Raw genomic sequence first — 24,169 nt, 5'->3', positions numbered from 1 at the left:
AGCGGGGGTTTATTGATGAAAAGAGTATTAAGTCTTGTAGTAATTTCGTTATTGACAGTATTGCTTGCCGCATGTGGCGGAGGAGAAAAGGGAATCGAGGAAGGGAAACTGGTAATTGGAGCTTCCAACGTCCCTCATGCTGAAATTCTAGAAGAAGCAAAATCAATTTTAGAGGAAAAAGGTATTGAATTGGATATTCAGACTTATACAGATTACATTATTCCGAATCAGGCATTGCGTGATAAAGATATTGACGCAAACTTTTTCCAGCATGAGCCGTACCTGAAAACTCAAATTGAAGAAAATGATTACGAATTTGTAAGTGCAGGTGGCGTTCACATTGAGCCGATTGGAGTATATTCCCAGGAATATGACAGCCTGGAAGAACTTCCTGAAGGTGGGGAAATCCTGATGAGCAATTCAGTTGCCGATCATGGACGTATTCTTGCGATGCTTGAAGAAAAAGGACTTATCACATTAAAAGAAGGCATGGAAGCTACATCCGCATCTATTGATGATATTGAAGACAATCCGAAAAACTTGGAATTCAACACGCAATTTGACGCGGCTTTCTTACCACAAGCTTACTTGAATGGCGACGGTGATGCAGTACTCATTAATGGTAACTATGCATTAGGGGCGGAAATCAATCCAGAAGAAGAAGCGATTGCTCTTGAATCCAAAGAGGACAACCCATATGTTAACCTGATTGTTGTCCGCGAGGAAGACAAAGATAACGAACAGATTAAAGCATTGGTTGAAGTGCTTCAATCTGACGAGATCAAAGCATTCATTGAAGAGAAATACAAAGGATCCGTACTTCCGGCAAAATCTGCTGATGAGGAGTAAGGATTTAAGGTACCCCGTACTATTTATGGTGCGGGGTTGTTTTTTTTGTAATAGTTGAATACTTACCTCCCCCCTAAACAAATACTAACCTTGTGAAAAATAAGGATGGGAGTTGTCTTCAATGGAACAACATTACGAGCCGAAAAATTATGCAGAAGCAGCAATACATGATTATAAAGCAGGGCTTGGTGTATTCACTGAAAAGATGCCAGAGCTTGCACATCACTATAACGAGTTCACAGAAGCATGCTTTAAAGAAGGAGTTCTCGATAAAAAGCAGAAGCAATTGATCGCACTTGGTGTAAGTGTGTATTCACAGGATGAGTATTGCATCGTGTACCACACAAAAGGTTGTTTGGATCAGGGAGCTACAGAACAGGAAATCCTGGAAGTGTGCGGGGTGACGGCAGCATTTGGTGGCGGAGCGGCAATGAGCCAATCCGTGACATTGGTGCAATCGTGTATTAGTGATTTTAACGAATTGAAGCATTGATTTTTGGGAGTCTGACCTGAGGGTTGGACTTTTTTATATTTAGTAGAGAAAAAATTTGATGATTTAAAACAGGACAACCAGAACGCCTTAGTAATACCGAGAAATACTAAGCCTCCTATCAGCCAACTCCCCTAATGCCTCCACAACCACCAACATCCCGACTAATCACACTTTACGTCGTTTGGATAATATAACCACTCCTGTTATGATTACATATGTGTTTATTACAAATACTTTAAGGGTATCAGAAAAACTGGTACGAAAAAATAAACACTTATAAATAGGAAGGGAATGGTTTATTATCCATCAGGTACATGTAAAGTACACAGGAGAAATGGAGAAGGCAATGTATCAAGCATACGGTTTTGGTTATGAGGAGTATTCCAATAAACTTTCAAAACTGTTGGAAGTGGAGAAGAAACGGGAAAAAGATTACCAGAAAAGCTTGGAGATTGTTGAAGAAATAGACCGTAATTACCGACCATAAGATCTTACAGCATTATGTTGTAGGGTTGTCCATATATTAATAAGAAGAAAAAGGGTTAGTGTCATTCTCTGTAAACTGAGAATGACGCAGACCCTTTTTGTTATTTTTGGTTTAGTTATCACCTGTCTTTACGGGTTGTAAGTGGCAGCCCGTGTCGATTGAAGTGCAGGTTATGAGACTCCAGCCGGAGGTAGCGGTAGACTTGAGACCCCACAGCGAAGCGAGGAGGCTCAAGCACCGCCCCGCGGAAAGCGAATAACCGGAACGGAAATCAACAGGGAGTTAAATGGGACCTCAAACCAATGAATACTATTTAAAAATATCTCCCGAAAATTCGACTTTCCCCCCTAATATTCGTTATAATTTGAGGGTATCTTACACAAGGCGGAAAAGGTTGCTATCACTTTCTATTTGTTATAAGATTGTAATGAGAATAAAATGAGAATTAAAACAACAATGTGTTTTCATATAGGAACACAAGAACATTGGAGGTAACAGTTATGGGTTCAACGTTAACGATTAAAGATTTACATGTATCCATTAATGATAAAGAGATTCTAAAGGGTGTAAATCTTGAAGTAAAGGGCGGAGAGATTCACGCAATCATGGGTCCTAACGGAACAGGAAAGTCAACGCTTTCTTCTGCAATCATGGGTCACCCGAAATATGAAGTAACAAGCGGAAGCATCACGTTTGACGGTGAAGATGTTCTTGAAATGGAAGTGGATGAGCGTGCGCAAGTAGGCTTGTTCCTTGCTATGCAATATCCGAGTGAGATCAGTGGTGTAACAAACGCAGACTTCTTGCGTTCTGCTATCAACGCTCGTCGTGAAGAGGGAGACGAAATCTCTCTAATGAAGTTCATCCGTAAAATGGATAAGAACATGGACTTTTTGGAAATGGATCAAGCAATGGCACAGCGTTACCTGAACGAAGGTTTCTCTGGTGGAGAAAAGAAACGTAATGAGATTCTTCAATTGATGATGATCGAGCCTAAGATTGCAATTCTAGATGAGATTGACTCCGGTCTTGATATTGATGCATTGAAAGTTGTTTCTAACGGAATCAATCAAATGCGCAACGACGATTTCGGTTGCCTAATCATCACTCACTACCAACGTTTATTAAACTACATCACACCTGACCACGTTCACGTAATGATGCAAGGTCGCATTGTGAAGTCCGGTGGTAAGGAATTAGCGCAACGTCTAGAGGCAGAAGGTTATGATTGGATTAAGCAAGAACTAGGTATTGAAGACGAAACAGTCGGTCAAGAAGCGTAAGCAAGGAGGATTATCATGACGTTAGAGACGAAATTACCGTTTGATCAAGACTACCTCACTAACTACTCTAAAGAATTAGGGGAGCCTCAGTGGCTGTTGGACCTTCGCTTACAAGCTCTTGCGCTGGCAGAAGAACTGCCATTACCAAAGCCGGATAAGACGAAGATTACAAACTGGAACTTTACAAACTTCCAGAAGCACACTGTAGAAACTTCCATAACTTCTGTGGACCAATTACCTGAAGAGGTAAAGGCGTTAGTCGACGGAGAAAATATATATGTACAAGTGGATAACACAGCTGTTGTATCCACTGTGAAAGAAGAATTAAAAACACAAGGCGTTATCTTCACAGATATCATCACTGCTGCAAAAGAGCACAGTGACCTTGTGAAAAAATATTTCATGCAAGACGGTGTAAAAGTAGATGAGCACAAACTATCCGCTTTACACGCAGCATTACTTAACGGCGGAGCATTCCTTTATGTTCCTAAAAACGTTGTGATTGAAGAGCCGATCCAGGCGATCTACTTTCATGACCAAGCGGAAGCTGTATTCAATCACGTATTAATCGTGGCAGAAGAAAACAGTGCGGTAACATACGTGGAAACCTATCTGTCCAACACGGATGGAGAAGGTTCCATTTTCAACATCGTATCAGAGGTTATCGCTAACAGTAACTCTAAAGTACAATATGGTGCTGTAGACAACCTTGGTAAAGGTGTTACAACCTACGTTAACCGTCGCGGAGTAGTTGGCCGTGACGCGACACTAGAGTGGGCACTTGGCCTGATGAACGATGGCGATACGATTTCCGAGAACGTAACAAACCTGATTGGCGATGGTTCTGTCGGTGACACGAAAACGGTTGTAGTTGGTCGTGGAGAACAGAAGCAGAACTTCACAACGAAGGTTGTTCATTTTGGCAAGAACTCTGACGGTCAGATATTGAAGCATGGTGTAATGAAGGACAGCGCAAGCTCCGTATTTAACGGTATCGGTAAAATCGAGCACGGTGCGTCCAAGTCAAATGCAGAGCAAGAGTCACGCGTATTGATGCTTAGTGAAAAAGCTCGTGGAGATGCAAACCCTATTCTTCTTATTGATGAAGATGATGTTACTGCAGGTCACGCAGCATCAGCGGGCCGCATTGATCCGCTTCAACTTTACTACCTGATGAGCCGCGGAATTTCCAAGAAGGAAGCAGAGCGCTTAGTAATCCACGGATTCCTGGCACCTGTAGTAAATCAATTGCCAATCGAGTCAGTTAAAAACCAACTGATTGATGTAATTGAAAGGAAAGTAAAGTAATGAATATCCAAGAGATACGTCAGCAGTTTCCTATTTTGCATCAAGAGGTCAATGGTAATCCGCTTGTGTATCTTGATAGTGCTGCTACTTCTCAAAAGCCGTTAGCGGTCATTGAGGCGTTGGAGAAGTACTATAAAGGGTATAACTCCAATGTACATCGTGGTGTTCATACTCTTGGTACTAGAGCGACAGACGGATATGAGGGTGCACGTGACAAAGTGAAGAACTTTATCAATGCTGCCCACAGAGAAGAGATTGTCTTCACACGTGGTACAACAACTGCTCTGAACCTTGTAGCTGGAAGCTATGCCCGTGCCAACCTGAAGGAAGGCGACGAAATAGTTATCACCTATATGGAGCACCATAGTAATATCATTCCATGGCAACAGGCGGCAAGAGCCACTGGCGCCACTTTAAAATATATTCCGCTCACAGAAGACGGAAGCCTGTCCCTGACAGATGTGGAAGCGACGATCACAGAAAATACGAAAATCGTTTCCATCATGCAAGTTTCCAACGTATTAGGTACCATTAACCCGATTAAGGAGATCGCCGAAATTGCCCATAAAAATGGCGCGATTATGGTGGTCGACGGTGCCCAGAGTACGCCACACATGAAAGTGGATGTACAGGATATGGATTGCGACTTCTTCGCCCTATCCGGCCATAAAATGGGTGGCCCAACCGGAATTGGTGCCCTTTACGGGAAAAAACATTTGCTTGAGAACATGGAACCAATCGAATTCGGCGGGGAAATGATCGACTTTGTCGGACTGCAGGAATCCACTTGGAAGGAGCTTCCTTGGAAGTTTGAAGGAGGTACTCCGATCATAGCGGGTGCAATCGGACTTGGAGCAGCAATCGACTTCCTTGAGCAGGTGGGAATGGACAACGTACTTGCCCATGAGCACAAACTTGCAGAATATGCGATGAACCGCATGTCCGAAATCGAAGGAATCACGATCTTCGGCCCTAAGAAAAGAGCGGGCCTTGTAACATTCAATATAGAGGACGTACATCCACATGATGTAGCTACGGTGTTGGATGCAGAAGGAATCGCTGTTCGTGCAGGACACCACTGTGCACAGCCATTAATGAAGTATCTGAAAGTTTCTTCCACTGCACGTGCTAGTTTTTACCTGTATAACACAGAGGAAGAAATTGATAAGCTAGTAGCATCATTAGTGAAAACAAAGGAGTACTTTAGTAATGTCTTTTAATAATTTAGATACTCTATATCGTCAGGTAATTATGGATCACTACAAAAATCCGCGTAACAAAGGGGCGATCGAGTCTGACAGTATCACCGTCGACATGAACAATCCTACGTGCGGTGACCGCATCCATTTGACACTTCAAGTGGAAGACGGCAAAGTGGCCGATGCGAAGTTTGATGGGGAAGGGTGTTCCATTTCGATGGCATCTGCATCCATGATGACCCAAGCGGTAAAAGGACTAGAAGTGGAAAAAGCGCTAGAGCTATCCCATATCTTTTATGATATGATGTTAGGCAAAGAGTACGATGAAGAAGCGATGGACTTGGGAGATATCGAAGCACTTCAAGGTGTGGCGAAATTCCCGGCACGTATCAAATGTGCCACTCTTGCATGGAAAGCCATGGAAAAGGGAGTCAAATCGGAATAAGCAAGGCAAGATAGGGAGTGGTAGTGATGAGAAATTGTCCTCACTATTGCTCACCTCTTGAATGGAGGGAATAAAATGGCTAAAAAAATGCCTGAAATCGGCGATTACAAGTATGGTTTTAAGGACAAAGACGTTTCCATTTTCCGTTCCGGCCGTGGTCTTACGAAAGAGATCGTAGAAGAAATCTCTCGTATGAAGGATGAGCCTAAATGGATGCTGGATTTCCGTCTGAAATCTTTGGAGCATTTCTATAACATGCCAATGCCACAATGGGGTGGCGACCTGAAGAGCTTGAACTTTGATGAAATTACGTACTACGTAAAACCTTCTGAAAAGTCCGAGCGTTCTTGGGATGAAGTACCTGAAGAAATCAAGCAGACGTTTGACAAATTGGGTATCCCAGAAGCGGAACAAAAATATCTTGCTGGTGTATCTGCTCAGTATGAATCTGAGGTTGTTTACCACAACATGCAAGAAGACCTGGAAGATCTAGGTGTTGTTTTTAAAGATACAGGTACGGCACTAATGGAAAATGAAGACCTTTTCCGCGAGCATTTTGCGAAAACAATCCCGCCTACTGATAACAAATTTGCTGCTTTGAACTCTGCAGTATGGTCTGGTGGATCTTTCATCTACGTTCCTAAAGGTATAAAAGTGGAAACGCCACTTCAAGCGTACTTCCGAATCAACTCCGAAAATATGGGTCAATTCGAGCGTACACTTATCATTGTAGACGAAGGCGCACACGTACATTATGTAGAGGGCTGTACAGCACCTGTTTATACGACAAACTCATTACACAGTGCGGTAGTTGAAATCGTTATTAAAAAAGACGCGTACTGCCGTTACACGACGATTCAAAACTGGGCGAACAATGTTTACAATCTTGTAACAAAACGAGCAGTATGTGAAGAGAATGCGACAATGGAATGGATTGATGGCAACATCGGTTCCAAATTGACGATGAAATACCCAGCTGTAATCCTTAAAGGAGAAGGCGCTCGTGGTATGACATTATCCATTGCAATTGCCGGTAAAGGCCAACATCAGGATGCAGGGGCGAAAATGATTCACCTTGCACCAAACACATCTTCCACAATCGTTTCCAAATCCATCTCCAAGCAAGGTGGTAAAGTAACATACCGTGGAATCGTTCATTTTGGTAAAAAAGCAACGGGAGCGCGCTCCAACATCGAATGCGACACGCTGATCATGGATAACCAGTCTACTTCCGATACAATTCCTTACAACGAAGTGTTCAACGACAACGTTTCTCTTGAGCATGAAGCGAAGGTATCCAAAGTATCTGAAGAGCAACTGTTCTATCTGATGAGCCGTGGGCTTTCTGAAGAAGAAGCAACAGAAATGATCGTAATGGGCTTCATCGAGCCATTCACAAAAGAATTACCAATGGAATACGCAGTAGAAATGAACCGTCTAATTAAGTTCGAGATGGAAGGTTCTATTGGGTAATAAAATACCAAAAAAGACCTTGGCATATAAATGTGCCAAGGTCTTTTTGTTTTGTTTCTAATAAACATCGGATTCTTCGCCCTGCGCTACAATCAACAGCTAGAATATCTTAAATATGAACATATAAAAATGCCTGTAGGGGACACTATGCACATTAAAGATGAAAGGAAATAGTGACATGAGCTCCTTAATAACCTCCATAAAAGAAAGACTAGGTAAAAGTGATGATTTCTTTTTAGTAGAAGAGGAACTACAAGAGATAAAACTGGGGATCATTGGATTAAGAAGCCTTGTGGATGTCGCTAAATCAATAGAGCTAATAGAAAAACAGGTGATGGCAGCAGCAATAATGAAAAGTGGATTGATACCGCACTTGGCAAGTGTTGGACAAAAGATGACTCAAGTCCATGAAATAATAACTGCCATTTTAGAGGGGAAAATAGTTCTCTATTTCCAGGACCATGAGGAATTTATGGTGAGTGTGGAGCCTATTATGCTTCCAATTAGTCGTTCAGTAGAGCAACCTACTAATGGGAGTGTCTTACAAGGGCCGTTAAATTCATTTAATGAAGAGAGAATAGTGAATATCGGTATCCTCAGAAAGAGAATAGTATCCGATAAGTTGCATGTGAAAGAATACACTTTGGGTAAAAGGCAAAAAAAGAGTATTTCTGTTCTCTACGATGAAGAAGTTGTTTCAAAGGATTTAATATATAGAATTACAAAGCTCTTAGATGAGGGCTCAGAGAAGGATTTGCATACTATTCAAGACTTCACCAAGATTTTAAATTTATCTTCTTGGAGTACTGTATCAAGGGTACATGCAACAGAAATACCCCAAGAAGCAGCAAGTTGTGTGCTAAAAGGGAAAGTAGCGGTATTTATAGATGGATTTCCGTTTGCCTACATTCTGCCAAGTTCTTTTTGGGACATATTTATACTGGAAAATGATAAGAATTTTCCTATGCCAATTACGATCTCCCTTCGCTCCTTACGGTTTATTGGTTTAATGATGGCGTTAATTGCGCCGGGTTTATATGTTGCGCTGGTTGCGGTCAATCCGGAGGTTTTAAGAATTGAATTGGCGTTATCCATTGCTCAAAGCCGTGATGGCGTCCCTTATCCGGCTTTGGTAGAGATAATTTTGATGCTTGTTATTTTGGAATTGATCGTGGAAGCAAGTGTGCGTCTTCCTAGAAGTATTGGCCCTACCATCACAATGGTGGGGGGAATCATCCTGGGACAAGCCGCTGTAGAGGCGCAGTTAGTCAGTAATCTTCTAATCATAGTCTTGGCGGCAACAACCATTGCGAATGCAACAGTAATCGGTTATCAAAATTTGATTTCTATTCGGATTTTAAAATATATAATCTTAGTCTTTGCCGCATTATTCGGTGTTCTCGGCATTTTGGCAGGTGTATTCTTAATTTGTGCATATTTTTCTAGTATTAATACTCTGGGAGTACCGTATTTAAATATGAAGTTTTCAAAGGGTGATGCGAAAAGTGGATAAAAGCTGGCAGGTAGTTATCATATATGTGTTGACTCATCTAGGTCTAATCTTTTTTCTTTACCCTGCAGATATCATTGGAAGTACCGAAGAGGCTCATTGGATTCCCGTGACGATAGGAGTTATACTCCATATTGCGGTAGTGAGCCTATACATGAGAGGACTGGCATTCTTTCCGGGCAAGAACATTATAGAGATTTATACTAGATCAGGCAATGTGTTAAAAGTAGTATTTCTACTTCCGATCTTCGCCTATTTTATTATGGCAATCATCATAACATTGCGTGCCTATTCTGAAATCATTACGATTGTGTTTCTAACTAATACACCACTTTGGGCGATTATGCTCTTATTTCTTGTCATCACCTGCTTTCTGGCAATGAAAGGGGTGGAAACTATCCTAAGGACCGGTGTTCTGATTGCATTTTTATTCTTACCACTTATCTTCTTTGTAATGATTTACTCCTTTCAAAATGTGGATTGGAACTACATATTTCCTATCTGGAACGATGATTTTTCTTTTATTAAGAATCAAATTTACCTGAATAGCTTTTTCGCAATTGGTGGGGGATTTCTGTTCTTGGGATTCGTCCAACCATACTTTACTTTTCAAAGAAAGAAAGTGTTACTAGGTATCGCATTCGTGATTCCCTGTTTTTTCCTTTCTGTTTATGTACCATTGCTGACTTATGGACAGGCTACTGCATCTACCTTTTTCTTTCCCTTTGTCATGACATTAGACGCTATCAATATTACCTGGTTGATGTTTGATCGGGTCACTATCTTTTTCTTACTTAGTCTCATTACGTTCATCATGCTCTTTCTTTCATTGGTAATGTGGAAGGCTGTCAAAATTGCAAACGCATTTCTGCCTTTTGCAAAGCATTCCTACCTAGTCTTGTTTTTTTCCACTATCATCTATCTAATCTGTTTATGGATTCCTAATTGGAGCGATGTTGAAAAGCTTTTCAGTTGGAACACTTTGTTGAGGTTCTATGTATTAATAACTGTACCACTTTCACTATATTGTTTAGGAATGTGGTCTAAGAGAAGAGGTAGACATCATGAGGTGTAGAAGGCTGGGACTGGCATTATTAATATTATCCATTCTTACTACAAGTGGTTGTTGGGATAATAAGGACATTAACCACAGATTAATGCCGTTGGTGCTTGGAATCACAAAGAATGAAGAAGAATACAAGCTGTTTTTACAAATTCCAAAAGCTACAAATGGTCAAATACAAACAACTATCATCAGTGATACAGGAACTACAATCAACCAGATTATTGATAAGATGAGCGCAAATATGGAAAGTAGTGTAGATCTGCTACATGCTAAGGTCATTGTTGTGGATAGAAGTTTGGCAGAGGAAGGTATGAAGGACCTGATCTCCGGCTTTATGAGGTCTAGAGACGTTCCCTCAAAGGCATTGATGGTGATAAGCCAAGATGATATTGAAGATTTTTTTGAGAGCAAGATAAACAGGAAGGGTCTGAAGGAACGATTCTGCTGGATTTTTTTGAGAAAAATGCGGGATGGAATCCGCAAGTACCTCTAACAAGAGTGTGGCATGTATATCAAAGTATTCACTCCTACACAAAAGATATCGCTATATCCATGATACGTAAAGGGGACAATTCGTTGTGTGAATTTGTTGGGGGGGCAGTTATCAAGAACGGAAAAATGGTGGGGATGATAGATTCTGATGAAACATTACTTTACAATGCATTTAACAACGAAAGTAACCAAGGGAAAATTGAAGTCCTGAATCAAGGGAGTGTTATGATCCTAGGAAACAAGATGAAACATGAAAGCAAAATGATTAATGGGAAACCTCACTTCCATTCGGAAATAAGTCTTAGAGTTATAGTGTTAGAAACAAATGGAACGCCTTCAAGAGAGGAAATAAAAGAGGAGTTGACCACTCTACTTTTGGAGAGATATAATAAAATGTTTACGAAGATACAGTCCAGTGAAGCTGATATCTTGGGACTTGGTCAATTCTTCCGAATCAAATTATCCAGAGAAGAATTAAAGAAATGGCGCACGAATTATTATCCGGAATTAATCTATAAGCAGGATATAAAAATAAACATTCAAAATGAAGGCAATTTGAAAATGAATGCTGGATAAGATTTAAGTCATAATTATATAAAGAACACACCTCAAGCATAAGCCCTTAGGTGTGTTTTTTTCAAAAAGTAAGAAAGTATAAAATCCAGTTGATTTCCGTTCCAGGCGCTCCGCTTTCCAGTGGGCGGTCCGGGAGCCTCCTCGGCAAGCCTGTGGGGTCTCCCCTGTCCCTTCCTCCCACAGGAGTCTGCGCGCCTTCCACTGCAATCAACAAGGTGGTTTCATTCATCGAAAGGATAACTAAAAACTATCTTAAAGAGATGAATGGTTTCTAGCTGTGGATTGGAGCAAATAGCATAGACTCCTACGGGGGAGTAGCGACAATCTTGAGACCCCGTAACAAGTGAGGAGGCTCAAGGTCGCCCCGTGGAAAGCGGAGCTATTTGCGGAAAGGAACAGCGGCGGTTAACCAAACAACTAATGATTTTTAGCTTAAAGAAGAACCAGGTGGTTTTTGCCTGGTTTTTGCCTGGTTTTTCTTATCTACTTCCATCTGCGGTCCATTAACAACATCTATCCAACTAAATCTTTTGGATCATCTTCAGTAGGAATTTCATCTTTGAGTTTTTCCAAATGATCATTTATCTTCAGACTGGAATAAATGAACCCCGCAGCAATCAATGCACCAAACACCCAGCCATTCACTTTCATGAAAAATAAGATCCTGTCATATCCCTGCACACCATATACACCAATCAGATAGAATTTCAAACCGGCAGCTACAAGTCCTCGCAAGGCAAAAATGCCTGTAATGATATAAAATGCAGGAAGAATCGATTTTTGACGATAAAGCTTGAGGCTGTCCTCTCGCTTATGCCCCTGCAGATAGGCGATGTCAACTCCAAAATAGAGTGCCAACGGTCTTTTCACTAGCATTGTTCCCAATATGAACAATCCGAAGCCTGCAGACACATAAACCGAGTTCTGAAGCATAGTAAAGGCGTCACCTGAGAGAATATCAACTAGGGTACTAATGAAAAGGGAAACCATAATAAACATGCCTGTGACATTGAACTGTCTTTCAACCGCAAACCGGATAATGGTATAGACAAATCCAGGGGCTGTGGAGAGGAGGATCGCATAATAATCCCCTAAAGGCTCTTGTCCGAATTTCCAGATCAGATAAGGTAATGCCAGATAAAATATTAGATCGAATACAACGATTTTGTTTTTCATAGCGCCTCCGAAAAAGATTAATAGTATATTTATCATACCAATTACTCCCATAATCCGCACTACAAACATGAGATATTCCCAGCAGTTATGATAAAATGTAAAAAATGAGGTGAAACGAATGATTTATATTGGTGTGACAGGCTGGGGAGATCATGATTCGTTATATACTGCGGGAGTGGCACCAAGAAATAAGCTGAAGGAATACGGAGCACATTTTCCTGTTGTGGAGGTGGATGCTTCCTTTTACGCTGTACAGCCGAAACAGAACGTCGAGAAATGGGTGGGGGATACCCCTGACAGCTTTGCCTTTATTGTGAAAGCCTATCAGGGAATGACCGGACATCAGCGTGGGGAGATTCCATTTGACTCCAAAGAAGTGATGTTTGCGGCTTTTCGGGAATCCATCGTGCCATATGAAAAGGCCGGAAAATTGGCAATGGTCCTGTTTCAGTTTCCACCATGGTTTGAATGTAAAAAGGAGAATGTCGACTATTTAAGATGGTGCAAGGAACAGATGGGCGACACGAAGGTAGCGCTCGAGTTCCGTAATCAGACCTGGTTTTTGCCTGCGTATCATGACAGGACGATCACCTTTATGGAAAAGGAAGGCTGGATACATAGCATCTGTGATGAACCGCAAGCTGGCACAGGCTCTATTCCGACCGTCTTGCACCCGACAGATCCCGACAACACCCTAGTGCGCCTGCACGGTCGTAACGTACATGGCTGGACTAAGCCTGCATCAGGGAAGGACTGGCGGGAGGTCCGATATCTGTATGATTACAACCAGACGGAACTACTGGAATGGAAAGGGAATCTGGAGAAACTGACCTCCTTATCCAAGAATGTTTATATGCTATTTAACAATAATTCTGGTGGTCATGCTTCCGGAAATGCAAAGCAGATGATCGATATGCTGGGAATAGAATATACAGGCTTGGCCCCAAGGCAACTGGATTTATTTTAAGTGTAGGCTCCTGTTAAACACCGCTGTTGATTTCCGCGCAAGGCTTCGCTTTCCGCGGGGCTGACGAGAGCCTCCTCGGCAAGCCTGCGGGGTCTCCACCAAGCGCTACCTCCCGCCGGAGTCTACGCCTTTCGCTCCAATCACCAGCTAGAATAATTAAAACTCAACAGCATCCTATAAAAGAAGTCTAAGTGTTAAATATAGAGGAGAGAGTATGCTTGGAACAGATTAGAATCTTACATACAAACGATATTCATAGTCATTTTGATGCCTATCCGAAACTTGCCACCTTTTTAAAGGAACAACAGGCTTCCGACGTACCTGCTGCTCTTGTCGACATTGGTGATAATATGGACCGTTTCCATCCTATAACCGAAGCTACAGGTGGAAAGGCCAATACGAGACTGCTGAACAAGCTCCAATATGACTTTGTCACTTTTGGCAATAATGAAGGGATAACCCTTGACTATCAAGGTTTATCGGAACTCTATGATAAGGCGGAATTTTCTGTTTTGGCAGCTAACCTATTTGAAGAGAATGGTGACTATCCACAATGGGCAAAGCCATATGAAGTGAAAGAAATGGATGGTATCAAGGTCGCTTTTATCGGGGTGACCGTCTTCTATCAACATTTCTATTCGCTGCTAGGTTGGAAAATAGAAGACCCTTATACTATTTTGGGAAAATATCTTCCTGAATTGAAAAAAGAGGCAGACATTATCGTGGCACTATCTCATCTTGGGATTTCGGATGATGAAGAGCTGGCCAGGAGGTTTCCGGAAATAGACGTTATACTTGGCGGACATACCCATCACGTATTGCCGGATGGAAGACGAATAGGTGATACGCTCATCTGCGGAGCTGGAAAGTACGGACAATACATTGGTCAGGTCGATCTGACGTATGACAAGGTAGCAAAGTCACTTGTGAAATCAACCGCAAAGCTCCATAAGCTGGAACTCTATGAGCCGGATAAGGAGTATGTAGAGTTGATTAAAGGAATGCAGTTATCAGCAGAACAGACTCTGAATAAAAGAATCGGAAAGATAGAGCGACCTCTACCGGTAGAATGGTTTGCTCCTTCCATTTTTCCTGACATTCTCGCTGGAAAGTTGAGAGAATGGTGTCACGCTGACATAGGAATGGTCAATGCTGGGGTACTGCTGGACGGTCTGGAAGCAGGGGATGTGACACTTGAGATGTTGCATCGTATCTGTCCGCATCCAATTAATCCATGCAGAGTTACGCTGACAGGTGAGGAGCTTAGAGAGGTCGTTCAACAGGCTCTTCACCCTGAAATGGAGCAGTTGCGGATTAAAGGCCTTGGCTTTCGAGGAGAGGTAATGGGCCGAATGGCATTCAACGGTGTCCGGTTTGACCAGGAGCCTATTTCAGATGGCTCGGTGCAAATCACCGCGATATATGTAGGCGGCAGACATCTAAAATCTTCGGATACAGTAACAGTCGGAACGATTGATATGTTCACATTTGGAAGAATGTATCCAAGCATCATCCGTGCAAAAGAAAAGAAATTCTTTTTACCAGAACTGCTTCGGGATGTGCTGGCACATTCATTTTCGGGGGATTAACCTATTTTTCACACCCTTTCCATTACCACACCATAAATTGATATGGGAAGGGAGCGTGACAATTATCTATGATTGAAATGACACCAATTACAATCGAAGGCCATACGTTTACTGCGATTACGGTAAGGTTACCAAAAACCAATTTTCTGGCTGTTACAAGTGACAAGGGCTATATCATGTGTGGTGCGCTGGATGTCGGCTTGTTGAATGCCAAGCTGAAGGACCGGAAAATCATTGCAGGGCGTGCAGTTGGAGTGCGCACCATCGAGCAATTAATAGAGGCCCCTTTGGAATCCATTACGTATGAGGCGGAAAATATAGGTATTACTGTAGGAATGGCAGGAAAGGATGCATTATTAAAAATGCTGTAATGAAAAAAAGGATGGGATGTGCTTGTTTGCAGGACTTGTCCTATTATATATTCCGGTGATTTGACTTTCGTTAGTTGCGCCGGTACCGCACGGGAAATACCATCGTTAGGTTGTGTAGACGGTGGTATTTTTGTGGTTCTCTAATCACCCCCGAAAAAATTCTTCAAAACTTTTTTTAAAATTACCAAGCTTTATTAATAAATTTTTACTATAATAGGAAATATATAGATTTTGTCGAAATGTGAAGATAGGAGAAATTATGAGACTATTACCTACAAGATCAATGAAACCGGGAATGGTATTAGCCAGATCGATTTACAATGATTCCGGCAGGGTACTGTTGAGCGCAGGTATTTCTGTCACTTCACGAATGATTTCACGCCTGCAACAATTGAATATAACTTATGTATATATAGAAGACCCCCGCACAAGCGGCATGCAAGTGCCAACAATCATCTCTGATAAAGCCCGCAAAGAGGCGGTAAAAACCATCACAGACACTTTCAAATCGGTGGAGCATGAAAAGTCTCTAAGTAAATGGTTTGTAATGGACAAGTCATCCAAGAGCTTAAAGTCACTAATTCAGCATCTTCTTACAGATATGAAATCCAATGATGAAGTGTCAGCATTATTGACGGATGTATATGTGCACGATAATTATGTATTTACCCATTCGTTAAATGTAACGCTGTATGCACTCTCCATTGGATTGAAGCTCGGATTGTCGCAGAAAGATCTAGAAATATTGGGGCTAGGCGGTATCCTTCATGATATAGGGAAGATGCTGATTCCGAATGAGATACTTTTCAAGCCTGGAAAACTTTCAAGCGATGAATTTGCTGAAATGAAGAGACATGCAACCTATGGCTATGATATTCTTCGCAACATGCAGTCTATTCCGTTGCTGGTCGCACACTGCGCTTTCCAGCATCATGAGCGCCTGAATGGGAGCGGCTATCCTCGTGGGATAAAGTCAGATGACATCCACCTGTTCGGAAAAATACTCGCCGTAGCGGATGTTTTCGATGCCGTGACGTCGCACAGAATCTACCGGAGTGCCATGCTCCCTCACGAAGGCCTCGAAATATTATACGCGGGGTCGGGTACATTGTATGAGCCGGAAATTATCGAAGCATTCCGCAAATCAGTAGCCATCTATCCATACGGATTAATGGTCACATTTAATGACGGAAGAAAAGGACTTGTCGTCGGACAGAACAAGGATCTGACGGAGCGACCTATAATCAGGGTGGTAGAAGAAGAAGGCGAAGAATTGGAAACGCCATACGATATTAATTTGAAAGACCATTTGAATTTAGCGATTGTAGACTGCGACTCGCTTGAAAAAATAGCGGCAGTCAGCTAGTAGGAAATACTCTCAAAGAAAAGAAATATATTTCCTTTGTCCTATATGAGGATATATGTTATAGTAATTTCATAAAATAATATACTTCCCTTATCATACGATGAGGTAGAGGCTGCATAGCATAAGAGTAGTACTACTGGAGGGTGACACCTAAGATGGTAGAAGAAAGGATGCTGTGCCGAAGCAATATAAGCTGTCAAACTTATATTGCTGGGGTTATCTTGAATAAGGATAACACTGCCATTATGACCGGTACGGACGGTTCAATAATGGAGGGCTACTGATCGGGTGGAGGATAACACATTACATAGGTAATGATAGTTATTTTCTATCATTACCTTTATTTTGTTCTCTTTCAGCGCCTTCCATTGTTGTAAACCGTTTGAACTGGTCAAACATATTACAGCTTAATGGGGGTTTTTTGTTATGGAAGGAACTATTTATTCATTAATTCCTCCAGTGCTTGCGATCTTGATGGTCATTTTGACCAGGAGAGTATTGCTGTCACTTGGAGTAGGTATTTTGGCTGCAGCACTTATGTTGGCAGATTTCAATCCGCTGACAATGGTAATGTTGATCTGGGATACGGTAGTAGGGCTTTTTTATTCAGTAGAAGATAAAGAGCTTAATCTTTGGAACATTTTCATCCTGCTATTTTTACTATTATTAGGGATTATTACTGCATTCATCTCTATCACAGGAGGAAGTCGTGCATTCGGTGAATGGGCGCTTCAACGTGTCAAAACAAGAAGAGGCTCCAAACTGTTAACAACTGTATTAGGATTGATCATATTCATTGATGATTATTTCAACAGTTTGGCGGTTGGTCAGATCAGCAGACCACTTACAGATCGTCACAAAGTATCTCGTGCTAAACTCGCTTATCTGATTGATTCCACGTCAGCACCGATTTGTGTAGTTTCTCCAATCTCAAGCTGGGGTGCTTATATCATCGGAATCATCGGTGGAATTCTAACGACGCACAGTGTAACAAATGTATCTGCTTTTAGCGCATTCATTCAAATGATACCTATGAATCTATACGTATTCTCTGCCATTATCATGGTGTTCCTGGTTAGTTATTTCAATGTGAACTTCGGTGCGATGAAACAACATGAAATGCGTGCCATGACTACCGGAGAAGTAGTGGATACTTCAAAAGAAGTACCTGGAGAATTGGATGATGATCTGCCGACAAGTACGAAAGGAAAAGTCGGAAATCTTGTATGGCCGATTGTTTCCCTTGTAGTCGGTGTTGTAAGTGCAATGATTTGGACTGGTTACACTGCAACAGAAGGTGAAGTATCCCTTCTTGCCATCTTTGAAAATACAGATCCATCTGCTGCATTATTCTATGGTGGTATCTTCGCACTTATCGTAACGTTCATCCTGTTCTTCCTGCAGGTTTCAAAAGGTGGAGTGGAAGGAAATGTTGCGGGTAGAGGGATTAAGGCGGGAGTAAAAGCAATGATGCCTGCCATCTATATTCTACTTTTTGCTTGGACGATTACCGGATTGATTGATTCCTTGGATACAGGAGGATATTTGGCAGGAGTAGTGGAAAATTCCAATATGAACATTGCGTTTTTACCTGTTATCATCTTTATTATTGCGGGGATAACCGCTTTTGCAACTGGTACTTCATGGGGAACGTTCGCCCTGCTATTACCTATTGCCGGACAAATTTCCGCAGCAACGGATATCGATATGCTGTTGCCTGCCTTGGCAGCTGTTCTAGCTGGAGCGGTATTTGGAGATCACTGTTCTCCGATCTCAGACACAACCATTCTATCTTCAACTGGTGCAGGGTGTAATCATATTGATCACGTTCTTACACAGTTGCCATATGCATTAATCAGCGCAGTTGTAGCAATCGTAGGTTATATTGTTTTAGGTCTTACTGGAAGTACCTTACTCGGACTTTTAGTAGTTTTTGTCGCTTTCATTTTTATCGGGTTTGGGTTTAAAGCACTGAAAATGGCAGAATAAGCTAATATTACTTTTTAAATAAAACAAAAAACACCTCCTTTTTATCTACTTGTATTAAAGTGATAAAGAGTGAGGTGTTTTTTTTCAGAAATAAAAAATGAATAAAAATTCATAAAGAAACGCTTATATAGAAGGTGGTTCGGCAAAATAGCCAAAAAGTTCAGAATAAATATACAATGTAGAGTATTGTCACATGTTGTCGATTAATATAATCGAAAAGTTTGTTTTGACATAGTCATAAAGTCTAGTTATACTATGTATAAATTATATTAAATAATCAGAAAAAATTAAACATTTGGACTCTTTCATCTATTTTCTGGTAATTATTAAGAGTCTAAGTAGGGGGAGAAAGAGAATGGAAAATCGACCGCAATGGGGGACAAGAGCAGGATTTATATTGGCAGCGGTTGGATCGGCCATCGGGTTAGGGAACATTTGGCGATTTCCGGCAACTGCTTATGAAAATGGAGGAGGGGCATTCTTCGTACCATATTTATTCGCCCTTCTGACAGCAGGTATTCCATTATTGATCCTTGAATTTACTATGGGTCATAAGTACCGCGGGTCTGCACCACTGTCTTATGCAAGAATGAACAAAAAGTATGAATGGCTTGGCTGGTGGCAAGTTGGTATCGCATTCGTAATTTCTACTTATTATGCCGTCATCATCGCTTGGGCCATGTCCTACTCCGTGTTCTCATTGAATCTCAAATGGGGAGACGACACAGGTGGATTCCTGATTGGAGAATACCTTCAGGTTGCTGCACCTGGTGAATTCGGAAGCATGGTTCCTTCTGTATTGCTTCCATTAATAATTGTATGGGTAGTAACGCTAGGCGTGTTATTCAAGGGAGTTAAGAAAGGTGTAGAGGTTGCGAACAAAATCTTTATTCCTACACTAGTTGTTCTATTCCTGATCATTGTTGTCCGTGCGCTGACTTTGGAAGGAGCAGGTACTGGTCTGAATGCTTTCTTCAAACCGGATTGGAGCACCATTGCAGACGGTAAGGTCTGGGTAGCTGCATATGGACAGATTTTCTTCAGTTTATCCATCGCATTCGCGATTATGATTACTTATTCGAGTTATCTACCGAAAAAATCTGATATCACTAATAACGCTTTTATTACCGGATTCAGTAACTCAGGATTTGAGTTATTAGCTGGTATCGGAGTATTCAGTATTCTAGGTTTCATGGCAGTACAACAAGGTGTAGGTGTAGATGAGGTGGTTGCCGGTGGTGTCGGTTTGGCATTCGTCGTGTTCCCACAAATCATCAATGAATTCCCTGCCTTTAAAGAACTATTCGGCTTCTTGTTCTTCGGGTCATTAGTACTGGCGGGATTATCTTCCTTGATCTCTATCGTAGAAACATTTGTGGCCGGGGTACAGGATAAATTCAAAGTTTCCCGTACAAAAGCGGTAGCAATCGGTGGAGGACTTTCCGCAGTTATTTCCTTGCTGTTCGCAACTCAAGGCGGTTTGAATGTCCTTGATGTAGCAGACTATTTCATCAACCAATTCGGTGTAGCTCTTGCCGGTCTGGTTCAAGTCATTGTAGTAGTATGGTTCGCAAAACAGCTTAAACCATTACAAAGTCATGCGAATGAGATCTCTGATATCAAATTGACTGGGTTCCTTGGATCTTGGTGGAAACTATCCTTATCAGTTATCACGCCAATCGTTCTTGGTTACATGATGTTCGACCTGATTCGTACAAACATCGCGGAAGTTTATGGAGCTGCTGACGGATATTCTCGTGCATTCACGGTTCAATACGGAGTGGTTGTTGCACTGATGGCATTGGTTGTAGGTATCCTCTTCTCCGTCATCAAATGGAAAAAAGACACGTTGGAGCTGCCATCTTCCTCGTCTAAGGAGGTCAATAAATAATGGAAGCAAGTGCGATTGTCATGATGGTTGTCGGAATTGTCATCATTTGGGGAGGCCTAGCAGGAAGTATCTTGTGGGCTGTGAAGAAGAGTAGAGAAGCATAAAATAGAAAAGCTGTTGATCGCCTAATGAGCGGTCAGCAGCTTTTTTTAAAAGGTAAGATCTTTATATGGTTGTTGTAAAGCGGTTGATTTCCGTTCCAGGCGCTTCGCTTTCCAGTGGGCGGTCCGGGATCCTTCTCACAACGCTTCGAGGGCACTGCAAAACTGAAAACGAATTGTTTTTAATGGTTTCTAGCTGTAGATTGGAGCAAATAGCGTAGACTCCTGCAGGGGAGTAGCGACAATCTTGAGACCTCGCAGGGCCCGAGGAGGCTCAAGGTCGCCCCGCGGAAAGCGAAGCTATTTGCGGAAATCAACAGCGGTGTTTACCCAAGAACTAAAATTCAGTACTTTTTCAGTGGCCTCCAACGCTTCAGGGGTCTCCCCTGTCCCTTCCTCCCACAGGATTCTACGCGCCTTCCACTTCAATCAACTGGTGTGTTGCAATTGAGATATCTGTTTTTGTTAAAACAATAAGGACCGGGCGTGGAACGGTCAAACTCTACAGCTAAAACAACAACCTTTTAGAAAAACTTTTTAAATAGAGGAATTCTCCTGTCTATCGTTTCCTTCTATCCACACGCTCCCACGATTTCAAATGAGGAAACGGATCAAAAGACCATTCGGAATAGCCGTTGTCTTTATACATGCCATAGTGTAAATGCGGTGGGAATTTCCCTGCGGTACCAGGTGGTCCATATCCTGAGCTGCCTACAGACCCGATAATCTGGCCAGGCTCTACTACTTGACCCACTTCAAGGTCCTTTGCAAACCCGTTGAGGTGCGCAAAATAATGATACGTATTATTGATATCTCGGATGCCAAGTCTCCATCCACCGAATTTATTCCATCCTTTTATTTCAATGACTCCATAACAAGTGGAGCGGACAGGAACACCATAGCTGGCAAAAATATCAGTACCTTCATGCATTCTTCGACCTCCCCACCCACGTGCATCCCCCCAAGTGTTACGGTAACTGAAATTGGAACGGATCGGGAGCGGAAAGGCATGTGTGTCTAGCTTCAACGTATCGTAAGCACTGTAAAGCTTCAGGTGACCCATGATCAGGCCAACTGTTTTATCTCGCTGGTAATACTCCCAAAGTGCAATTTTTAAATTTTCTTTGTCTGTACCATACGTACGAAGATAGGTCGCGAATGTGTACAATACATCCTCATCATTGGTGGAATCAGCCACTCCATCGCCGTTGCCGTCCAGCCCAACTCCGCTGAAAAATTGAATACTTGAAGGGTTGGTGTCCTTCGGATTCGGATTTAATGGTCCAGCCCAAATCTCAGGCTTGTAGTATATTCCGATAACCCCCGTAGCTTTGGGAATATCTCTTCGGACCCTTCGGACATTCCTTTCATACTGATCGACTGCAGCGAAGTACTGCCAAGGAATTTGGGTGACAGATTGCATTCTATTATACATTTCCTGCCTTTTCGCATATATTTGTTCGTCCGTTAAATTTTTCTCTGCAGCAAAGGCATCAGCAGGAATCGAAGTAAATAAGATTATTACGCATAAAAGTAGTCGTACCAAGACCTCACTCCTTCCTTTTATTTCATTTCCTACTGTTAGTTTGGTGAGTTTTCTCTATTTCATAAATACTAATTCATGGAAGATCACTGAAGTCATGCTCGTGGAAGGTTTTGGGCTTGTTTCTTCACGGGATGTTTGGTAAAGTGACAGATGAAACATGTCATTTACCCAATGAGATTAGTGAGAATAGTGAAAATTTACAGATAAAATATTCCTTGAAAATAAGACTAGTTGGAGTTGATCATATGGCTAAAAAAGAAGAGTACATACGTAAACCAGATTGGCTGAAAATCAAGCTGAATACGAATGAAAACTATACAGGCCTTAAAAAATTGATGAGAGAGCATAATCTAAACACAGTTTGCGAGGAAGCAAAATGTCCAAATATTCACGAATGCTGGGCTGTAAGACGTACAGCGACATTCATGATCCTTGGTGCCATTTGTACACGTGCCTGTCGTTTCTGTGCAGTCAAAACAGGACTGCCAACCGAACTTGATACGCAAGAGCCGGAACGAGTAGCAGAGTCCGTTAAATTGATGAACCTAAAGCACGCGGTAATCACTGCAGTAGCCCGAGATGATTTAAAAGATGGCGGTGCTGCAATTTTTGCTGAGACCATCAGAGCTGTTCGCCGTGAAAATCCTTTCACAACCATTGAAGTGCTTCCGTCTGATATGGGTGGCGTATATGAAAACATCGAAATGTTAATGGCTGCAAGACCGGATATTTTGAACCATAACATTGAAACGGTCCGTTCTCTTACACCAAGAGTCCGTGCAAGAGCAACCTACGACCGTTCCCTCGAACTTTTACGACGTGCAAAAGAACTGCAACCTGACATCCCTACAAAATCAAGCATCATGATTGGACTTGGGGAAACAAAAGAGGAAATCATTGAAACGATGGATGACCTTCGTGCCAACAATGTGGACATCATGGCTATCGGACAATATCTGCAGCCATCTAAGAAACATATCAAGGTGCAAAAATACTATCACCCTGATGAGTTTGCTGAGTTGAAAGAAATTGCAATGACAAAAGGTTTTAACCATTGTGAGGCAGGACCGCTTGTGCGTTCTTCCTACCATGCAGATGAGCAGGTAAACGAAGCATCGAAAGCAAGACAAGCCCAAGCATAATATGAAAAAGGTACAGATCCGATTGGAATCTGTACCTTTTTCAGTGGCTAGAGAGGGTAACTAGTCTCTCATTTGTTTCCCATATTCACTTTTCTCTGTCTCCTCGTTCATTTCACCATCAGCCTCACCGTTGCCGTTTTCCCCGTTATTCAAATTTTTACCTTGAGGGGATTTTAACATTTCTTTAATGGTGGTTTCCAATATTTCATCCACTCTGGGACTTGTGACGCCAAGCGAACGGAAACGCTCTATTTCATGGATCATCTCCGGGTTATCGGAAATGTACACGTGGTAATAACGAGGTACGATCGACAATCCCGTTTTACTTACCTGGTCCGCTGTCAGTTCACGGTCTTCACTATTTGTCTCATAAGCGATGAGTACCTCTTCATCTGTAACGAGTGTGGCGGAGTCTTCAATTGCCGGTAACTGGACCACCATTTTATTTATGATATTCGCTATTTCCCCATAATCCACTGCTGCAATGTTTTCGTTATAGCGCTGTGAATTTCTCACAGGTTCGGCCTGGTCTCTGACATAGCCGAAGTGGGTTTGATCATGCTTGTTGCCATCCTTTGCATCATACATATCGTAACGGTGACCTGTATTTGTATTCATTGGCTGACCATCACGCCCGTAAATGACACTTCTGGCTTGTCGCTCCTCAGGTGTGGGATCAAACGAACATGCTGTCATTAAAGATGTAACCAAACTGCATGCTGCAATAATTTTAATTGTTTTCCTCAACGGAAACACCTCCTTACCAATAGGATTTCCCGTTGTAAAAAATTTTGACTTAGAAATTGATGGAGAATGGTCTATAATGTAAGTAAGAGCAGAAATGGAGGAT

Annotated in this window: 23 protein-coding genes and 1 riboswitch; of the genes, 20 read left to right on the top strand and 3 right to left on the bottom strand. The window is 41.9% G+C overall.

Going from position 1 to position 24,169, the window contains the following annotated elements:
* Positions 1-15 precede the first annotated feature (15 nt).
* From AB685_RS07215 to AB685_RS32060, 12 genes are all read left to right on the top strand, one after another.
* Positions 16-849, top strand: coding sequence for a MetQ/NlpA family ABC transporter substrate-binding protein (locus AB685_RS07215; protein ID WP_047969918.1), 834 nt, complete (start codon positions 16-18; stop codon positions 847-849).
* Positions 850-970: 121 nt separating this feature from the next.
* Positions 971-1,342, top strand: a complete 372-nt coding sequence (locus AB685_RS07210) for a carboxymuconolactone decarboxylase family protein (protein ID WP_047969917.1) — start codon at positions 971-973, stop codon at positions 1,340-1,342.
* A 334-nt stretch (positions 1,343-1,676) separates the two neighbouring features.
* On the top strand, positions 1,677-1,829 hold the full coding sequence (locus AB685_RS31215) for a hypothetical protein (protein ID WP_157860703.1): 153 nt from the start codon (positions 1,677-1,679) through the stop codon (positions 1,827-1,829).
* Positions 1,830-2,329: 500 nt separating this feature from the next.
* Positions 2,330-3,112 (top strand): Fe-S cluster assembly ATPase SufC, encoded by a 783-nt coding sequence (gene sufC, locus AB685_RS07205; RefSeq protein WP_047969916.1) that lies wholly within the window; start codon positions 2,330-2,332, stop codon positions 3,110-3,112.
* A 15-nt stretch (positions 3,113-3,127) separates the two neighbouring features.
* On the top strand, positions 3,128-4,420 hold the full coding sequence (sufD, locus tag AB685_RS07200) for a Fe-S cluster assembly protein SufD (RefSeq protein WP_047969915.1): 1,293 nt from the start codon (positions 3,128-3,130) through the stop codon (positions 4,418-4,420).
* Positions 4,420-5,640 carry a cysteine desulfurase gene (locus AB685_RS07195; RefSeq protein WP_047969914.1) on the top strand — a complete coding sequence of 407 codons (1,221 nt, stop codon included), beginning with the start codon at positions 4,420-4,422 and terminating at the stop codon, positions 5,638-5,640. The genes sufD and AB685_RS07195 overlap by 1 nt, the downstream gene beginning before the upstream one ends.
* On the top strand, positions 5,630-6,064 hold the full coding sequence (gene sufU, locus AB685_RS07190; RefSeq protein ID WP_047969913.1) for a Fe-S cluster assembly sulfur transfer protein SufU: 435 nt from the start codon (positions 5,630-5,632) through the stop codon (positions 6,062-6,064). The genes AB685_RS07195 and sufU overlap by 11 nt, the downstream gene beginning before the upstream one ends.
* Before the next feature lie 75 nt (positions 6,065-6,139).
* Entirely contained in the window at positions 6,140-7,537 is a 1,398-nt protein-coding gene (gene sufB, locus AB685_RS07185; protein WP_047969912.1) for a Fe-S cluster assembly protein SufB, read from the top strand.
* Positions 7,538-7,715: 178 nt separating this feature from the next.
* Positions 7,716-9,050, top strand: coding sequence for a spore germination protein (locus tag AB685_RS07180; RefSeq protein ID WP_047969911.1), 1,335 nt, complete (start codon positions 7,716-7,718; stop codon positions 9,048-9,050).
* Positions 9,034-10,122: a GerAB/ArcD/ProY family transporter gene (locus AB685_RS07175; protein ID WP_053073750.1), complete on the top strand. Its 1,089-nt coding sequence runs from the start codon at positions 9,034-9,036 to the stop codon at positions 10,120-10,122. Before AB685_RS07180 ends, AB685_RS07175 begins: the two co-directional genes overlap by 17 nt.
* Positions 10,112-10,606: a hypothetical protein gene (locus AB685_RS32065; protein WP_241773260.1), complete on the top strand. Its 495-nt coding sequence runs from the start codon at positions 10,112-10,114 to the stop codon at positions 10,604-10,606. Before AB685_RS07175 ends, AB685_RS32065 begins: the two co-directional genes overlap by 11 nt.
* An 83-nt stretch (positions 10,607-10,689) precedes the next feature.
* Entirely contained in the window at positions 10,690-11,181 is a 492-nt protein-coding gene (locus AB685_RS32060; RefSeq protein ID WP_241773259.1) for a Ger(x)C family spore germination C-terminal domain-containing protein, read from the top strand.
* A 513-nt stretch (positions 11,182-11,694) separates the two neighbouring features.
* Here the strand turns inward: AB685_RS32060 and AB685_RS07165 are convergent.
* The gene (locus tag AB685_RS07165; protein ID WP_241773258.1) at positions 11,695-12,393 is read right to left on the bottom strand and encodes a VC0807 family protein; all 699 of its coding nucleotides are present in this window, start codon (positions 12,391-12,393) and stop codon (positions 11,695-11,697) included.
* A gap of 82 nt (positions 12,394-12,475) precedes the next feature.
* On the opposite strand from AB685_RS07165, the gene AB685_RS07160 reads away from it, so the two are divergent.
* From AB685_RS07160 to AB685_RS30195, 7 genes are all read left to right on the top strand, one after another.
* The gene (locus tag AB685_RS07160) at positions 12,476-13,324 is read left to right on the top strand and encodes a DUF72 domain-containing protein (protein WP_047969909.1); all 849 of its coding nucleotides are present in this window, start codon (positions 12,476-12,478) and stop codon (positions 13,322-13,324) included.
* A 218-nt stretch (positions 13,325-13,542) separates the two neighbouring features.
* On the top strand, positions 13,543-14,913 hold the full coding sequence (locus tag AB685_RS07155; protein ID WP_047969908.1) for a bifunctional UDP-sugar hydrolase/5'-nucleotidase: 1,371 nt from the start codon (positions 13,543-13,545) through the stop codon (positions 14,911-14,913).
* A gap of 68 nt (positions 14,914-14,981) precedes the next feature.
* Complete coding sequence (locus AB685_RS07150) at positions 14,982-15,284, top strand: DUF1805 domain-containing protein (protein ID WP_047969907.1); 303 nt, start codon at positions 14,982-14,984, stop codon at positions 15,282-15,284.
* 259 nt (positions 15,285-15,543) lie between these two features.
* Positions 15,544-16,650, top strand: a complete 1,107-nt coding sequence (locus tag AB685_RS07145) for an HD-GYP domain-containing protein (protein ID WP_047969906.1) — start codon at positions 15,544-15,546, stop codon at positions 16,648-16,650.
* Between the two features lie 98 nt (positions 16,651-16,748).
* Positions 16,749-16,938, top strand: a riboswitch (Lysine riboswitch).
* 138 nt (positions 16,939-17,076) lie between these two features.
* On the top strand, positions 17,077-18,639 hold the full coding sequence (locus AB685_RS07140) for a Na+/H+ antiporter NhaC family protein (RefSeq protein WP_047969905.1): 1,563 nt from the start codon (positions 17,077-17,079) through the stop codon (positions 18,637-18,639).
* A 355-nt stretch (positions 18,640-18,994) separates the two neighbouring features.
* Entirely contained in the window at positions 18,995-20,530 is a 1,536-nt protein-coding gene (locus tag AB685_RS07135) for a sodium-dependent transporter (protein WP_047969904.1), read from the top strand.
* The gene (locus AB685_RS30195) at positions 20,530-20,634 is read left to right on the top strand and encodes a methionine/alanine import family NSS transporter small subunit (protein WP_082153548.1); all 105 of its coding nucleotides are present in this window, start codon (positions 20,530-20,532) and stop codon (positions 20,632-20,634) included. Before AB685_RS07135 ends, AB685_RS30195 begins: the two co-directional genes overlap by 1 nt.
* A gap of 556 nt (positions 20,635-21,190) precedes the next feature.
* Here the strand turns inward: AB685_RS30195 and AB685_RS07130 are convergent.
* Entirely contained in the window at positions 21,191-22,153 is a 963-nt protein-coding gene (locus AB685_RS07130; protein ID WP_082153576.1) for a M23 family metallopeptidase, read from the bottom strand.
* Between the two features lie 269 nt (positions 22,154-22,422).
* Here AB685_RS07130 and lipA point away from each other — a divergent pair, with 269 nt between their 5' ends.
* Positions 22,423-23,319: a lipoyl synthase gene (gene lipA / locus AB685_RS07125; RefSeq protein ID WP_047970347.1), complete on the top strand. Its 897-nt coding sequence runs from the start codon at positions 22,423-22,425 to the stop codon at positions 23,317-23,319.
* Between the two features lie 60 nt (positions 23,320-23,379).
* On the opposite strand, the gene AB685_RS07120 is transcribed toward lipA, so the two are convergent.
* The gene (locus tag AB685_RS07120) at positions 23,380-24,066 is read right to left on the bottom strand and encodes a YhcN/YlaJ family sporulation lipoprotein (protein ID WP_053073749.1); all 687 of its coding nucleotides are present in this window, start codon (positions 24,064-24,066) and stop codon (positions 23,380-23,382) included.
* Positions 24,067-24,169 lie beyond the last annotated feature (103 nt).

This window comes from Bacillus sp. LL01 (genome assembly GCF_001037965.1).
Note: the sequence above shows the minus strand (reverse complement) of the source record. Positions and strands in the feature narration are given on the sequence as shown.

Bases quoted from the DNA above. Each gene is read 5' to 3' on its own strand.
- AB685_RS07215 (WP_047969918.1), top strand. From the start codon at position 16: ATGAAAAGAGTATTAAGTCTTGTAGTAATTTCGTTATTGACAGTATTG.
- AB685_RS07210 (WP_047969917.1), top strand. From the start codon at position 971: ATGGAACAACATTACGAGCCGAAAAATTATGCAGAAGCAGCAATACAT.
- AB685_RS31215 (WP_157860703.1), top strand. From the start codon at position 1,677: ATGGAGAAGGCAATGTATCAAGCATACGGTTTTGGTTATGAGGAGTAT.
- sufC (WP_047969916.1), top strand. From the start codon at position 2,330: ATGGGTTCAACGTTAACGATTAAAGATTTACATGTATCCATTAATGAT.
- sufD (WP_047969915.1), top strand. From the start codon at position 3,128: ATGACGTTAGAGACGAAATTACCGTTTGATCAAGACTACCTCACTAAC.
- AB685_RS07195 (WP_047969914.1), top strand. From the start codon at position 4,420: ATGAATATCCAAGAGATACGTCAGCAGTTTCCTATTTTGCATCAAGAG.
- sufU (WP_047969913.1), top strand. From the start codon at position 5,630: ATGTCTTTTAATAATTTAGATACTCTATATCGTCAGGTAATTATGGAT.
- sufB (WP_047969912.1), top strand. From the start codon at position 6,140: ATGGCTAAAAAAATGCCTGAAATCGGCGATTACAAGTATGGTTTTAAG.
- AB685_RS07180 (WP_047969911.1), top strand. From the start codon at position 7,716: ATGAGCTCCTTAATAACCTCCATAAAAGAAAGACTAGGTAAAAGTGAT.
- AB685_RS07175 (WP_053073750.1), top strand. From the start codon at position 9,034: ATGCGAAAAGTGGATAAAAGCTGGCAGGTAGTTATCATATATGTGTTG.
- AB685_RS32065 (WP_241773260.1), top strand. From the start codon at position 10,112: ATGAGGTGTAGAAGGCTGGGACTGGCATTATTAATATTATCCATTCTT.
- AB685_RS07165 (WP_241773258.1), bottom strand. From the start codon at position 12,393: ATGATAAATATACTATTAATCTTTTTCGGAGGCGCTATGAAAAACAAA.
- AB685_RS07160 (WP_047969909.1), top strand. From the start codon at position 12,476: ATGATTTATATTGGTGTGACAGGCTGGGGAGATCATGATTCGTTATAT.
- AB685_RS07150 (WP_047969907.1), top strand. From the start codon at position 14,982: ATGATTGAAATGACACCAATTACAATCGAAGGCCATACGTTTACTGCG.
- AB685_RS07145 (WP_047969906.1), top strand. From the start codon at position 15,544: ATGAGACTATTACCTACAAGATCAATGAAACCGGGAATGGTATTAGCC.
- AB685_RS07140 (WP_047969905.1), top strand. From the start codon at position 17,077: ATGGAAGGAACTATTTATTCATTAATTCCTCCAGTGCTTGCGATCTTG.
- AB685_RS07135 (WP_047969904.1), top strand. From the start codon at position 18,995: ATGGAAAATCGACCGCAATGGGGGACAAGAGCAGGATTTATATTGGCA.
- AB685_RS30195 (WP_082153548.1), top strand. From the start codon at position 20,530: ATGGAAGCAAGTGCGATTGTCATGATGGTTGTCGGAATTGTCATCATT.
- lipA (WP_047970347.1), top strand. From the start codon at position 22,423: ATGGCTAAAAAAGAAGAGTACATACGTAAACCAGATTGGCTGAAAATC.